We start from the raw sequence: 13,254 nt of genomic DNA on the forward strand, positions 1-13,254 counted from the left end.
GCGTATCAGAGGAAGTTGCGAAGGAAGCGCTCCGTCTGGCAACCCACAAGCTGCCATGTAAATGTAAAGTCGTTTCTCGCGCAGACTTAGAAGGCGGTGATAACAGTGAAAATTAATGCATTTGTAGAAGATTTAAAAACAAAATCAGCTGCAGAGCTGAACGAAGAATTAGTAGCTGCTAAGAAGGAACTCTTCAACCTGAGATTCCAGAATGCAACCAACCAGCTGGACAACACCAGCCGGATCAAAGAAGTAAGAAGAAACATTGCCAGAATTCAGACAGTCATCACTGAGAAGAAAGGGGTGTAATTCATGGAAAGAAATCTTAGAAAAACCCGTGTGGGCAAGGTGATCAGTAATAAAATGGACAAAACCATCGTTGTCGCAGTTGAGGACCATGTAAAACATCCGCTTTACAAGAAGATCGTAAAGAGAACCTACAAGCTGAAGGCGCATGACGAGGCAAATGAGTGTAACATCGGCGACACCGTAAAAGTTATGGAGACAAGACCGCTGTCCAAGGACAAGAGATGGTGACTTGTCGAAGTTATGGAGAAAGTTAAATAGTATAAGGAGGGAAACCTGCATGATACAGCAAGAAAGCAGACTGAAGGTAGCCGATAACACAGGCGCGAAAGAGTTACTGTGTATCCGGGTGCTGGGAGGTTCAACAAGAAGATATGCAAGTATCGGCGACGTGATTGTTGCGACTGTTAAAGATGCAACACCAGGCGGCGTTGTGAAAAAAGGCGATGTTGTGAAGGCAGTTGTCGTTCGTACGGTAAACAGTATCCGGCGCAAGGACGGTTCCTACATCAGTTTCGATGAGAATGCCGCAGTTATTATAAAAGACGATAAGACACCAAGAGGAACCCGTATCTTCGGGCCGGTAGCAAGAGAGCTTCGTGACAAACAGTTCATGAGGATCGTTTCCCTGGCTCCGGAAGTACTGTAAGGAGGTGCGTGCAAGATGTCATCATTAAAGATCAAGAAGGGCGACACCGTTAAAGTGATCGCCGGCAAGGATAAAGACAAAGAAGGCAAGGTAATCGCTGTGAACCAGAAGGATGGCAAGGTTGTCGTTGAAGGCGTCAACATGCTGACCAAGCACACGAAGCCCAGCGCCTCCAACCAGAACGGCGGGATCATCCATCAGGAAGGCCCCATCGACATTTCCAATGTGATGTACCTTCACAACGGAAAGGCCACCAGAATCGGTTTCAAGGTGGAAGACGGCAAGAAAGTACGCTACGCGAAATCAACCGGCGAAGTGATCGCGGATAAGCAGGGTAAGTAATCTTAAGGAAGGAGGTCCAGGACTTTGAGCAGACTGAAAGAACAGTACCAGAACGAGATCGTCGACGCACTGACGAAGAAGTTTGGTTATAAGAATATCATGGAAGTGCCGAAGCTCGACAAAGTTGTGATCAACATGGGCGTAGGCGAAGCAAAAGACAACGCGAAGATTTTGGATTCAGCAATTGCCGATCTTGAGCGGATCACCGGTCAGAAGGCAGTGATCTGTAAGGCAAAGAAATCCGTTGCCAACTTTAAATTAAGAGAGGGAATGTCCATCGGATGTAAGGTTACACTGAGAGGCGAGAAGATGTATGAATTCGTTGACCGCCTGATCAACCTTGCTCTTCCCCGTGTACGTGACTTCCGCGGTGTAAACCCCAACGCTTTCGACGGAAGAGGAAACTATGCTCTTGGTATCAAGGAGCAGCTGATCTTCCCGGAGATCGAGTACGACAAGGTAGACAAAGTAAGAGGTATGGACGTTATCTTTGTCACAACCGCGAAGACTGACGAAGAGGCCCGCGAGCTGCTGACACAGTTCAACATGCCTTTCAGAAAATAAGGAGGTAAATTATGGCTAAGACAGCAATGAAAGTTAAACAGCAGCGCAAAGCGAAATTCTCCACCAGAGAATACAACCGCTGCAAAATTTGCGGACGTCCGCACGCATATTTGAGAAAATATGGAATCTGCCGTGTTTGCTTCCGCGAACTGGCATATAAGGGACAGATTCCGGGTGTTAAGAAAGCAAGCTGGTAAGGAGGTAAGAGCAAATGACAATGAGCGATCCAATCGCAGATATGCTTACAAGAATCCGTAATGCAAATACTGCAAAACACGATACTGTAGATGTTCCGTCATCTAAGATGAAGCTCGCAATCGCCAACATTCTGTTGGATGAAGGATATATTGAGAAGTATGAACTGATCGAAGACGGCGTATTCAAGACCATCCACATTACCTTGAAATACGGCGCAGACAAGAATGAGAAGGTAATCACAGGCCTTAAGAGAATCTCCAAACCGGGCTTGAGAGTCTACGCTGGAAGCGAAGACCTGCCGAAGGTACTTGGTGGACTGGGAACCGCAGTCATCTCTACCAACAAAGGCGTGATCACCGACAAAGAAGCAAGAAAACTGGGTGTAGGCGGCGAGGTTTTATGCTATATCTGGTAACAGCCGCAGGCATCACAAGGTAACACTACGGCCACTAGGCTCGTGGGAGACCTCGCCAAGTGGACCGAGTGTACTTTCGCACTAAGCTCGTGAAACACCACGCTAAGTGCTCAATGTAACTGAAAACAGAGTGGGTAAGGCCCATTCCGAAAATTTAAGTTAAGGAGGATATGGTATGTCACGTATAGGAAGACTGCCGGTTGCGATTCCTGCAGGAGTTACTGTTGAGATCGCAGAGAACAATAAAGTGACTGTAAAGGGTCCTAAGGGGACATTGGTAAAGGAACTTCCTGTTGAGATGGAGATCAGGCAGGAAGGCGAAGAGATCGTAGTTACAAGACCGAATGACCTGAAGAAGATGAAATCTCTTCACGGTCTGACCAGAACCCTGATCAACAACATGGTTGTGGGCGTGTCCAACGGATACGAGAAGGTTCTGGAAGTAAACGGTGTTGGATACAGAGCAGCAAAGTCTGGAAATAAACTGACCCTGAACCTGGGATACTCTCATCCAGTCGAGATGGTTGATCCGGAAGGTGTTGAGACTGTCGTTGAAGGACAGAACAAGATCACCGTTAAGGGTATCGACAAAGAAAAAGTAGGCCAATACGCAGCTGAGATCAGAGACAAGAGAAGACCTGAGCCGTACAAGGGCAAGGGAATCAAGTACGCTGATGAAGTGATCCGGCGCAAAGTTGGTAAGACTGGTAAAAAATAAGTAAGGAGAGTGTGAAAATGGTTAGCAAGAAGTCAAGAAGTGTAGTACGTGTCAACAAGCACAGAAAAATACGTAACCGTTTGAGCGGTACCGCTGAGTGCCCTCGTCTGGCCGTGTTCAGAAGCAACAACCATATGTATGCGCAGATCATTGACGATACCGTTGGAAATACTCTGGTTTCCGCTTCCACTCTTCAGAAAGATGTGAAGGCAAACCTGGAGAAGACCAATGACGTTAACGCAGCGGCATATCTGGGCAAGGTGATCGCAGAGAAAGCGATTGAAAAAGGGATCAAGGACGTTGTCTTTGACAGAGGCGGCTTTATCTATCAGGGTAAAGTTCAGGCATTAGCAGACGCAGCTAGAGAAGCTGGGCTGAATTTCTAGAAGGAGGAGCACACATGAAACAGGAACGTATTGATGCTAGTCAGTTAGAATTAAATGAAAAAGTAGTGTCAATTAAACGTGTAACCAAAGTTGTTAAGGGTGGCCGTAATATGAGATTCACAGCTTTAGTAGTTGTCGGCGATGGAAATGGCCATGTTGGTGCAGGTTTAGGAAAAGCTACAGAAATTCCGGAAGCGATCCGCAAAGGAAAAGAGGATGCTGCAAAGCATCTCATCACTGTAGCGCTGAATGAGAATGAAAGTATTACCCATGATTTTATCGGTAAATTTGGCGGAGCTTCCGTACTGCTCAAAACAGCTCCGGAAGGTACCGGTGTGATCGCCGGAGGTCCGGCCCGTGCCGTGATCGAGATGGCGGGGATCAAAAACATCCGTACAAAATCTCTTGGTTCCAATAACAAGCAGAACGTTGTTCTGGCTACCATCGAGGGACTGAGACAGATCAAGACCCCGGAGGAGGTTTCCAAACTCCGCGGGAAATCTATCGAAGAAATCTTAGGCTAAGGAGGGAGATCAAGATGGCAAATCTGAAAGTTACTTTAGTAAAGTCTACGATCGGCGCCGTACCGAAGCATAAGAAGACGGTAGAGGCTCTGGGTCTTAAGAAACTTCACAAGACTGTGGAGCTGCCGGACAATGAGGCGACAAGAGGAATGATCAAACAGGTACAGCACCTGGTAAAAGTGGAAGAAGCATAATCAAGAGACGGATAAGGAGGTGTTAGAATGGATTTATCAAATTTAAGACCTGCTGACGGAGCGAAGCAGAGCGGCAATTTCAGAAGAGGACGCGGCCATGGTTCCGGAAACGGCAAGACAGCCGGCAAGGGACATAAAGGTCAGAAAGCACGTTCCGGCGGAGCAAGACCAGGTTTTGAAGGCGGACAGATGCCATTATACAGAAGAATTCCAAAGAGAGGCTTCAAATGCATTAATTCCAAAGATATCGTTGGCATTAATGTAAGCGCTCTGGAAGTATTCGATAACGATGCCGTAGTTTCTGTTGAGACTCTGAAGGAAGCCGGTATCGTCAAAAATGCGAGAGACGGTGTGAAGATCCTTGGAAACGGGGAACTTACCAAGAAACTCACCGTTCAGGCAAACGCGTTCAGCGCGGGCGCTGTCGCTAAGATCGAGGCGTTGGGTGGAAAAGCAGAGGTGATCTAATGTTAGAGACTTTTCGGAGAGCATTTCAAATCAAAGATATCCGAAAGAAACTGGGATATACATTTTTAATGTTGATCGTGATAAGGCTCGGATCAGAACTGCCGACACCCGGGGTTGACCCAACATATATCCAGAACTTTTTCGCGGAAAACACCGGTGAAGCGTTTAACCTGTTTAACGCTTTCACCGGCGGTTCCTTTGAGAATATGTCGGTGTTCGCGCTCAGTATCACCCCTTACATCACGTCTTCCATTATCATGCAGCTTCTCACCATTGCCATCCCTCAGCTGGAGGAGATGCGCAAGGAAGGAGAAGACGGACGGAAGAAGATCACAGCGATCACCCGTTATCTCACGGTAGGACTTGCCCTGATCGAATCCACGGCCATGGCCATCGGATTTGGACGGCAGGGACTTCTGGTGGAATACAATTTTGTCAATGGCGCGATCGTTGTGCTGACGCTGACCGCGGGAAGCGCATTTCTTATGTGGATCGGTGAGCGGATCACAGAGAAGGGCGTGGGAAACGGTATTTCCATCGTCCTGGTGATCAACATCATCTCCCGTGTGCCAAGCGACATGACATCCCTGTTTAACCAGTTTGTATTTGTGGAAGGGAAAAGCCTGGCTTCCAGCGGCCTTGCGGCGCTGATCATCCTGGCGATCATTATTGTACTGGTGGTATTCGTTGTCATTCTTCAGGGCGGCGAGCGGAAGATCCCGGTACAGTATTCCCAGAAGGTGGTAGGACGCAGAAGCTACGGCGGACAGTCTTCACACATTCCGTTGAAGGTTAACACAGCCGGCGTTATCCCCATCATCTTTTCCTCATCTCTGATGCAGTTCCCAATCGTTATCGCCTCCTTTATGGGCAAGGGCGAGGGAACCGGGATCGGTTCAGAGATCTTAAGAGGAATGAACCAGAGCTTCTGGTGCAATCCGCAGTATCCGCAGTACAGCTGGGGACTTGCGGTATACATTGTCCTGACGGTGTTCTTCGCATATTTCTATACCTCCATCACTTTTAACCCGATGGAGATCGCAAACAATATGAAGAAGAACGGCGGATTTATCCCTGGTATCCGTCCGGGCAAACCAACGGTTGAATATCTGACAAAGATCCTGAACTACATTATCTTTATCGGAGCCTGCGGACTGATCTTGGTACAGATCGTTCCCATTTTCTTCAACGGTTGGATGGGAGCAAGCGTGTCATTTGGAGGAACATCTCTCATCATTATCGTCAGCGTTGTGCTGGAGACGATGAAACAGATCGAATCTCAGATGCTCGTGCGCAATTATAAAGGATTTTTGAATAGTTAACAGTCCGAAGGACTGCAGTGGCGTTGCCGTGCAGGGCAATCGAACCGATTGCTCTGCCAAAGAGCAATGCCGGATGCAAAGTAATGACTCGCGGGATTTTTTTCGCGGGTTAAAATGCTATAAAGGAGGAAGTTGAGATATGAAGATCATTATGTTAGGCGCGCCGGGAGCCGGCAAAGGGACTCAGGCCAAGAAGATCGCTGCGAAATACGATATTCCCCATATTTCCACAGGCGATATCTTCCGTGCCAATATCAAGAACGGCACAGAGCTTGGAAAGAAAGCCAAGACCTACATGGATCAGGGACTTCTGGTGCCGGACGAGCTGGTGGTGGACCTGGTGGTAGACCGTGTCAATCAGGAAGATTGTGGAAACGGGTATGTACTGGATGGATTTCCGCGTACCATTCCCCAGGCAGAAGCTCTGGACAAAGCGCTTTCCGGCATGGGGCAGAAGCTGGATTACGCCATCGACGTGGATGTGCCGGATGAGAATATCATCCGTCGTATGTCCGGACGCCGGGCCTGCGTAGGCTGCGGAGCTACATATCATCTGGAGTATGCGCCCACGAAGAAAGAGGGCATCTGCGATGCCTGCGGCGGGGAGCTGATCTTAAGAGACGATGATAAGCCGGAGACAGTGAAGAAGCGTCTGGATGTTTACCATGAGCAGACACAGCCGCTGATCGACTATTATACCCAGGCCGGAATCCTTAAGACCGTAGACGGGACCGTGGACATTGAGGACGTGTTCCGGGCGATCACGGAGATCCTGGAGGCTTAAGATCATGCCGATCACTGTAAAATCAGAACGGGAAATTGAACTCATGACCCAGGCCGGGCAGATCCTGGAGAAAGTTCACGATGAACTGGCCAAAGAACTGCATGCGGGAATGACCACCAAGGATGTGGACCGGCTGGGGGAAGAGCTCATCAGAAGCTATGGCTGTATTCCTTCCTTTCTGGATTACAACGGCTATCCTGCTTCTATCTGTGTCTCCGTCAACGACGAGGTGGTCCACGGGATCCCAAGCGAGCACCGGTTCTTAAGAGACGGAGATATCGTCAGCCTGGATGCGGGCGTGATCTACAAGGGTTACCACTCGGACGCGGCCCGGACCTACGGGATCGGGGAGATCAGCCAGGAGGCGAAAGATCTGATCCGGGTGACCCGGGAGTGCTTTTTCGAGGGTATAAAGTACGCGAAAGAAGGCAATCATTTATTTGACATCTCAGGGGCCATCGGAAGGTATGCCACAGAGAGGGGCTACGGAGTAGTCCGGGATCTGTGCGGCCACGGGATCGGGACTGCCATGCATGAGGCGCCGGAGATCCCCAACTATGAGCAGAACCGCAAAGGAGTGCTCTTAAAGGCCGGGATGACCCTTGCCATCGAGCCCATGATCAATATCGGAGGCTGGGAAGTGGACTGGATGGACGACGACTGGACGGTAGTCACAAGAGACCATTCCCTGTCCGCCCACTATGAGAACACGATACTGATCACAGCAGGGGAACCTAAGATTCTGTCCTACACAGGAGAGCAGTAATGGCAGAGATAAGAAAAGGGATGCTGGCGCGGTCCCGGGCGGGACATGACGCCGGCGCCCTCTATGTGATAACAGAAGCAGACGACACATATGTATATTTAGTGGATGGCCGGATCCGGACGCTGGATAAGCCCAAGAAAAAGAAGCACAGGCATATTCAGATCATCAGCCGGACGGTGGATATCACCGGCGCGGACGACGCAAAGATCCGCCGGGAGCTTCGCGCAGCCGGAAGAGAAGAAGGAAAATCATATCTTACACAGCAATAGGAGGAAGGACATGTCAAAAGCTGACGTAATTGAAATCGAAGGAACCGTAGTAGAAAAACTGCCGAACGCCATGTTCCAGGTGGAACTGGAGAACGGTCACCAGGTACTGGCCCACATCAGCGGGAAACTGAGGATGAACTTCATCAAGATCCTGCCGGGCGACAAGGTGACACTGGAGTTGTCTCCCTACGATCTTTCCAAAGGAAGGATTATCTGGAGAGACAAGTAAATTGCGAAAAAATCTATTGACTTTGCTGAAAATCAGGTGCTATAATATATAGGCACGTTTTCCGGGGATTTTTATGCCCTTTTCTCAGGCGGCTGCAGAGATATGAGAGGGAAAACGTGGAAAACTAAGGCATAGCAATGGATGAAAGGAGGCTCACCAATGAAGGTTAGGTCATCAGTAAAACCAATTTGCGAGAAATGCAAAGTAATCAAAAGAAAAGGAAGCATTCGTATTATCTGCGAGAATCCGAAGCACAAACAGAGACAGGGCTAGTTATTTTTGATCAGACAGATATCTGACGGCGACACACCAGGAGATGTGTAGGCTGTTTCAAATATACAAGGATACACTTTTAGCCGGTGGGATTCCTTCGTATATTGCTTCTAATGCCGGACTTTCAGGATCACATTTTCCAGAGAGACCGGAAAGGGCGTGAATACCGACACGCCTGGACTGCGCGAAAAGCGGTCCCTATTAAAGTCGATATCAAAACAAAGAAAAAATGGAGGGAATTTACATGGCTCGTATAGCAGGTGTAGACTTACCAAGAGACAAACGTGTAGAAATCGGACTGACTTATATTTACGGAATCGGAAGATCCAGTTCCAACCGTATCCTTGCAGAGGCTGGAGTAGATCCGGATATCCGCTGCAGAGATCTTACAGATGAGGACGTAAAGAAGATCAGCGCCGTGATCGATGAGACTCAGATGGTAGAAGGTGATCTTCGTCGTGAGATCGCTCTGAATATCAAGAGACTTCAGGAAATTGGCTGCTACAGAGGAATCCGTCACAGAAAAGGCCTTCCGGTTCGTGGTCAGAAGACAAAGACCAACGCAAGAACCAGAAAAGGTCCGAAGAGAACCGTAGCTAATAAAAAGAAGTAGAGCACTTAATGAAAGCAAGCCGTAAGGCGATGCTTGAGTTTAGTGCGAACTTCATTAATCCGTAACATTTTGATTTAATAATGTAGAAAGAAAAGGAAAGAGTAGGTTAGTTTTATTATGGCAAAGAAAGTTACAAAGAAAGTGACAAAAAAACGTGTCAAGAAAAACGTTGAACACGGACAGGCACACATCCAGTCATCCTTCAACAACACTATCGTTACACTGACGGATGCACAGGGCAACGCTCTGTCATGGGCAAGTGCCGGCGGTCTGGGATTCAGAGGTTCAAGGAAATCTACCCCTTATGCAGCGCAGATGGCAGCAGAGACTGCGGCAAAGGCTGCATTAGTACATGGTTTAAAAACAGTTGACGTTATGGTTAAAGGACCTGGTTCAGGAAGAGAAGCGGCAATCCGTGCTCTTCAGGCATGCGGGATCGATGTGACCAGCATCCGTGACGTAACTCCGGTTCCTCACAACGGATGCCGTCCGCCGAAGCGCAGAAGAGTGTAATTTAGAAGTGTCGTAGAGCGATTGAAGCAAATTTAGGAGGAAAATAAATCATGGCAGTAAACAGAGTTCCTGTTCTGAAAAGATGCAGATCCCTTGGTATGGATCCGGTATATTTGGGAATTGACAAAAAGTCAAACAGACAGCTGAAAAGATCCAACAGAAAGATGAGCGAGTACGCGCTGCAGCTCCGTGAGAAGCAGAAAGCGAAATTCATCTACGGTGTGCTGGAGAAACCTTTCAGAAATTATTATAAGAAAGCAAAACAGATGAGCGGTATGACAGGTGAGAACCTGATGCGCCTTCTGGAGACAAGACTGGACAACGTTGTGTTCCGTCTTGGCCTGGCCAGAACCAGACGTGAGGCAAGACAGATCGTAGACCACAAGCATGTTCTGGTAAACGGCAAGCAGGTGAACATCCCTTCCTATATCGTGAAGGCCGGTGACACCATTGAAATCAAAGAAAAACACAAAAGCTCTCCAAGATATAAGGAGATCGTAGAGGTTACAGGCGGACGTCTGGTTCCGGAGTGGCTTGAGGCAGATCTTGAGAACCTGAAGGGAACCATCAAGGAGCTTCCGACACGTGACGTGATCGATGTTCCGGTTGACGAGATGCTGATCGTCGAATTATATTCTAAATAATAACCCGCAACACCACAGGAGGTGGACCTAGTGTTTGATTTTAATAAACCTAATATTGAGATAACTGAGATTTCAGAAGATAAGAAATATGGGAGATTCGTTGTAGAGCCTCTGGAGCGGGGCTATGGTACAACATTAGGAAATTCCCTCAGAAGGATCATGCTCTCCTCCCTGCCGGGTACGGCGATCAGTCAGGTAAAGATTGACGGGGTGCTGCATGAATTCAGCTCGATTCCTGGGGTGAAAGAGGATGTCACAGAGATCATTATGAACCTGAAATCCCTTGCGATCAAGAACAACTCCGAGACCGATGAGCCCAAGACGGCATACATCGAGTTCGAAGGAGAAGGTGTGGTCACAGGAGCGGATATCCAGGTGGATCAGGACATTGAGATCATGAATCCTGAGACCGTTATCGCGACATTGAACGGCGGGGCAGACAGCAAGCTTTACATGGAGCTGACCATCACCAATGGCCGGGGCTATGTAAGCTCTGAGAAGAATAAGAACGACGAATTACCGATCGCGGTGATCCCGATCGATTCCATTTATACGCCGGTAGAGCGTGTGAACCTGACGGTGGAGAACACCCGTGTGGGCCAGATCACAGATTTTGACAAGCTGACTCTGGATGTTTACACCAACGGAACCCTTTGCCCGGATGAGGCAGTCAGCCTGGCTGCCAAGGTGCTGAGCGAGCATTTGAGACTGTTCATCGATCTGTCTGAGGTGGCGCAGGCTGCTGAGGTAATGATCGAGAAAGAGGACGATGAGAAGGAGAAGGTGCTGGAGATGAGCATCGACGAACTGGAGCTGTCCGTACGGTCTTACAATTGCCTGAAGAGAGCCGGCATCAACACCGTGGAGGAACTTACCACCCGTACACCGGAAGATATGATGAAGGTGCGGAACCTGGGACGCAAGTCTCTGGAGGAAGTCCTGGCAAAGCTGGACGAATTGGGATTGTCTTTAAGTAAAGGCGAAGAATAAGAAGATTTGCCGGTAAGCCCGAAGCGCGCGGCAGATGCATTTGGCTAGTAAGCCCGAAGATGCATAACCAAGTGTAGAATAATGGAGGATTAAGAAATGGCAAAGTATAGAAAACTCGGCAGAACAGCAAGCCAGAGAAAAGCATTGTTAAGAAACCAGGTAACCGCTCTGATCAATCACGGAAAGATCAGAACCACTGAGGCGAAGGCAAAAGAGATCCGCAAGATCACTGAGCATCTTATCGCTCTGGCGGTAAAAGAGAAGGACAACTTCGAAGAGGTTACCGTAAAGGCCAAAGTTGCCCGCAAGGACAAGGACGGCAAGAGAGTAAAAGAAGTTGTAGACGGCAAGAAAGTAACCGTATACGACGAGGAAGAGAAGACCATTAAGAAGGATCTTCCCAGCAGACTGCATGCTCGCCGTCAGATGCTGAAAGTCCTGTATCCGGTGAAAGAAGTTCCCACCGCTGCTGCAGGAAGAAAGAAAAACACCAAGCAGGTTGACCTGGTTGCGAAACTCTTTGATGAGATCGCGCCCAAGTATGAAAACCGCAAGGGTGGTTACACAAGAATCGTGAAGATCGGCCAGAGAAAAGGCGACGCTGCTATGGAAGTTCTGATCGAGCTGGTGTAAGACAGTTTTATAAAGAACAACAGTCAAAAGGACATGTGGATCGACCGCATGTCCTTTTTTAAAATGAGAATAGAATATGGGGACTGTTAGTAAAGTAGTACATCATTTAGATATTAGATAGGCAGTTCCAGGTAGATGTCCTTTCCCTCCTTAATGGAGATGACTACCTTGCCGCCGCGGATGGTGGTGACAGCGCCCTCCACCTGGATGTCTGCCACAGGAGCAGCCGGCGCGGCCTCTTCTTCCACGGTTTCCTCAGCGGCAACCTCCGCCGCGTCCTTAAAGCCGGAAACATTGTCCGGAGTCAGCGGGGAGAGGGAATCGCTGGTCTTGGTAAGGGTAGCGCCCAGTACCTGGGCGATAGTGAGACAGCCGTCCAGAGAAAGCAGTCCGGAATCCACCAGCTCATCAAAGATCGCCGGATCCTCCAGATTCGCCGGTTCGATGGTGATCCCCTCTTCCGCCCGGCAGCAAAGCACCGCAGGGTCGCTTGCATGGGCTTTCGCAGTTTCAGCAGTAATTGACATTTCTATTACCTCCTCGATATAAGTTCAATGATCCAATTCAAGTATAGGAGTTCAGGGAGAAAATATCCAATTTATTTTTAGAATGTGTGAGGGATGTTTATAGAAGAGATCTATGAGTTCAGAAATGTTTCTGAAAAATGGCTTGCAATTTAAAGTCCTTTGCAGTATGCTTGTATTAAGCAACTAGTATAATAAGACATAAGTACAGATGTGAGGGAAAAGATGGAAGAGTTGATACGAGTGGAGAATATCTGCAAAATCTATCATCCGGGAGATAATGAGGTTCGGGCGCTGGATGGTGTAAATCTTACCATAGGGGCCGGGGAACTGGTAGCAGTGGTAGGGCATTCAGGATCCGGGAAATCTACGCTGATGAATATCCTGGGGTGTCTTGATGTGCCGACAGGCGGGAAATACTATCTCAATGGAAGCGATGTTTCCTGTCTGTCGGACAATGAGCTTTCAGATATCCGTAATCGCCAGATTGGTTTTGTCTTTCAGGGGTTTAACCTGATCCATAATCTGGATGCAATAGGGAATGTGGAACTTCCTCTGATCTATCGGGGTATGGATCGCCGCAGCCGGCGTGAGGCGGCCAGAAGGGCGCTGGAGTTGGTGGGGCTCGAAGAGCGTCTGCGGCATAAGCCTTCGGAGATGTCCGGAGGGCAGCAGCAGAGGGTGGCGGTGGCAAGAGCGATCGCGGCCCGTCCTCCGCTGATCCTGGCGGACGAACCTACTGGGAACCTGGATTCCCGAACCTCCGGGGAGATCATGGAGATCTTGAAGGGCTTGCACCGAGCTGGCCGAACGGTAGTGATCATCACCCATGATCTGGATATCGCGGCCCAGGCGCGCCGGGTGATCTGCATCCGGGACGGGCAGATTGAGCGGGAATATGAGAACAGACAGCAGTAAAACAAAATGAGA

General features: G+C 48.8%; 25 protein-coding genes and 1 pseudogene. 25 read left to right on the top strand and 1 reads right to left on the bottom strand.

Annotation, left to right across the window (positions count from 1 at the left end; translation table 11 throughout):
- The 24 genes and pseudogenes from ACML7B_RS04000 to ACML7B_RS04115 form a co-directional block, all read left to right on the top strand.
- Positions 1-116: pseudogene (locus ACML7B_RS04000) on the top strand (50S ribosomal protein L16); the annotation flags it as partial.
- Positions 106-309, top strand: coding sequence for a 50S ribosomal protein L29 (rpmC, locus tag ACML7B_RS04005; protein ID WP_106789796.1), 204 nt, complete (start codon positions 106-108; stop codon positions 307-309). The pseudogene ACML7B_RS04000 and the gene rpmC, both read left to right, overlap by 11 nt.
- A gap of 3 nt (positions 310-312) precedes the next feature.
- Positions 313-537: a 30S ribosomal protein S17 gene (gene rpsQ, locus ACML7B_RS04010; RefSeq protein WP_418539411.1), complete on the top strand. Its 225-nt coding sequence runs from the start codon at positions 313-315 to the stop codon at positions 535-537.
- Between the two features lie 49 nt (positions 538-586).
- Complete coding sequence (rplN, locus tag ACML7B_RS04015; protein WP_418539412.1) at positions 587-955, top strand: 50S ribosomal protein L14; 369 nt, start codon at positions 587-589, stop codon at positions 953-955.
- 15 nt (positions 956-970) lie between these two features.
- Complete coding sequence (gene rplX / locus ACML7B_RS04020; protein WP_106789799.1) at positions 971-1,297, top strand: 50S ribosomal protein L24; 327 nt, start codon at positions 971-973, stop codon at positions 1,295-1,297.
- A gap of 24 nt (positions 1,298-1,321) precedes the next feature.
- Positions 1,322-1,861 (top strand): 50S ribosomal protein L5, encoded by a 540-nt coding sequence (gene rplE, locus ACML7B_RS04025; RefSeq protein ID WP_106789800.1) that lies wholly within the window; start codon positions 1,322-1,324, stop codon positions 1,859-1,861.
- Between the two features lie 11 nt (positions 1,862-1,872).
- The gene (locus ACML7B_RS04030) at positions 1,873-2,058 is read left to right on the top strand and encodes a type Z 30S ribosomal protein S14 (protein WP_106789801.1); all 186 of its coding nucleotides are present in this window, start codon (positions 1,873-1,875) and stop codon (positions 2,056-2,058) included.
- A gap of 14 nt (positions 2,059-2,072) precedes the next feature.
- The gene (gene rpsH / locus ACML7B_RS04035; RefSeq protein WP_106789802.1) at positions 2,073-2,474 is read left to right on the top strand and encodes a 30S ribosomal protein S8; all 402 of its coding nucleotides are present in this window, start codon (positions 2,073-2,075) and stop codon (positions 2,472-2,474) included.
- 175 nt (positions 2,475-2,649) lie between these two features.
- The gene (gene rplF / locus ACML7B_RS04040) at positions 2,650-3,192 is read left to right on the top strand and encodes a 50S ribosomal protein L6 (RefSeq protein WP_106789803.1); all 543 of its coding nucleotides are present in this window, start codon (positions 2,650-2,652) and stop codon (positions 3,190-3,192) included.
- Between the two features lie 17 nt (positions 3,193-3,209).
- Positions 3,210-3,578: a 50S ribosomal protein L18 gene (gene rplR, locus ACML7B_RS04045; protein ID WP_106789804.1), complete on the top strand. Its 369-nt coding sequence runs from the start codon at positions 3,210-3,212 to the stop codon at positions 3,576-3,578.
- 14 nt (positions 3,579-3,592) lie between these two features.
- Positions 3,593-4,102, top strand: coding sequence for a 30S ribosomal protein S5 (rpsE, locus tag ACML7B_RS04050; protein ID WP_346707100.1), 510 nt, complete (start codon positions 3,593-3,595; stop codon positions 4,100-4,102).
- A gap of 14 nt (positions 4,103-4,116) precedes the next feature.
- Positions 4,117-4,296 carry a 50S ribosomal protein L30 gene (rpmD, locus tag ACML7B_RS04055; protein WP_106789806.1) on the top strand — a complete coding sequence of 60 codons (180 nt, stop codon included), beginning with the start codon at positions 4,117-4,119 and terminating at the stop codon, positions 4,294-4,296.
- A 27-nt stretch (positions 4,297-4,323) separates the two neighbouring features.
- Positions 4,324-4,764, top strand: a complete 441-nt coding sequence (gene rplO, locus ACML7B_RS04060; RefSeq protein ID WP_346707099.1) for a 50S ribosomal protein L15 — start codon at positions 4,324-4,326, stop codon at positions 4,762-4,764.
- Entirely contained in the window at positions 4,764-6,086 is a 1,323-nt protein-coding gene (gene secY, locus ACML7B_RS04065) for a preprotein translocase subunit SecY (RefSeq protein ID WP_418539413.1), read from the top strand. Before rplO ends, secY begins: the two co-directional genes overlap by 1 nt.
- A 139-nt stretch (positions 6,087-6,225) precedes the next feature.
- Positions 6,226-6,870, top strand: a complete 645-nt coding sequence (locus ACML7B_RS04070; protein ID WP_418539414.1) for an adenylate kinase — start codon at positions 6,226-6,228, stop codon at positions 6,868-6,870.
- Between the two features lie 4 nt (positions 6,871-6,874).
- Complete coding sequence (gene map, locus ACML7B_RS04075) at positions 6,875-7,636, top strand: type I methionyl aminopeptidase (RefSeq protein ID WP_106789810.1); 762 nt, start codon at positions 6,875-6,877, stop codon at positions 7,634-7,636.
- A complete protein-coding gene (locus ACML7B_RS04080) occupies positions 7,636-7,905 on the top strand; it encodes a KOW domain-containing RNA-binding protein (protein WP_346707096.1) in 270 nt (89 codons plus the stop codon). Before map ends, ACML7B_RS04080 begins: the two co-directional genes overlap by 1 nt.
- Positions 7,906-7,915: 10 nt before the next feature.
- Complete coding sequence (gene infA / locus ACML7B_RS04085; protein WP_004607275.1) at positions 7,916-8,134, top strand: translation initiation factor IF-1; 219 nt, start codon at positions 7,916-7,918, stop codon at positions 8,132-8,134.
- 159 nt (positions 8,135-8,293) lie between these two features.
- Positions 8,294-8,407 carry a 50S ribosomal protein L36 gene (gene rpmJ / locus ACML7B_RS04090; protein WP_003022746.1) on the top strand — a complete coding sequence of 38 codons (114 nt, stop codon included), beginning with the start codon at positions 8,294-8,296 and terminating at the stop codon, positions 8,405-8,407.
- A gap of 244 nt (positions 8,408-8,651) precedes the next feature.
- Positions 8,652-9,020 (top strand): 30S ribosomal protein S13, encoded by a 369-nt coding sequence (gene rpsM / locus ACML7B_RS04095; RefSeq protein WP_106789812.1) that lies wholly within the window; start codon positions 8,652-8,654, stop codon positions 9,018-9,020.
- 117 nt (positions 9,021-9,137) lie between these two features.
- Positions 9,138-9,533, top strand: a complete 396-nt coding sequence (gene rpsK, locus ACML7B_RS04100; protein ID WP_033124796.1) for a 30S ribosomal protein S11 — start codon at positions 9,138-9,140, stop codon at positions 9,531-9,533.
- A gap of 50 nt (positions 9,534-9,583) precedes the next feature.
- A complete protein-coding gene (rpsD, locus tag ACML7B_RS04105; RefSeq protein WP_106789813.1) occupies positions 9,584-10,177 on the top strand; it encodes a 30S ribosomal protein S4 in 594 nt (197 codons plus the stop codon).
- 30 nt (positions 10,178-10,207) lie between these two features.
- Complete coding sequence (locus ACML7B_RS04110; protein WP_418539415.1) at positions 10,208-11,167, top strand: DNA-directed RNA polymerase subunit alpha; 960 nt, start codon at positions 10,208-10,210, stop codon at positions 11,165-11,167.
- 96 nt (positions 11,168-11,263) lie between these two features.
- Positions 11,264-11,800, top strand: a complete 537-nt coding sequence (locus ACML7B_RS04115; RefSeq protein ID WP_346707092.1) for a bL17 family ribosomal protein — start codon at positions 11,264-11,266, stop codon at positions 11,798-11,800.
- Between the two features lie 113 nt (positions 11,801-11,913).
- On the opposite strand, the gene ACML7B_RS04120 is transcribed toward ACML7B_RS04115, so the two are convergent.
- On the bottom strand, positions 11,914-12,327 hold the full coding sequence (locus ACML7B_RS04120) for a sugar transporter (protein ID WP_346707091.1): 414 nt from the start codon (positions 12,325-12,327) through the stop codon (positions 11,914-11,916).
- 222 nt (positions 12,328-12,549) lie between these two features.
- Here ACML7B_RS04120 and ACML7B_RS04125 point away from each other — a divergent pair, with 222 nt between their 5' ends.
- Positions 12,550-13,242, top strand: coding sequence for an ABC transporter ATP-binding protein (locus ACML7B_RS04125; RefSeq protein WP_346707090.1), 693 nt, complete (start codon positions 12,550-12,552; stop codon positions 13,240-13,242).
- Positions 13,243-13,254: the final 12 nt, after the last annotated feature.

This window comes from Massilistercora timonensis (genome assembly GCF_048354975.1).
GTDB classification, from domain to species: Bacteria; Bacillota; Clostridia; order Lachnospirales; family Lachnospiraceae; genus Massilistercora; species Massilistercora timonensis.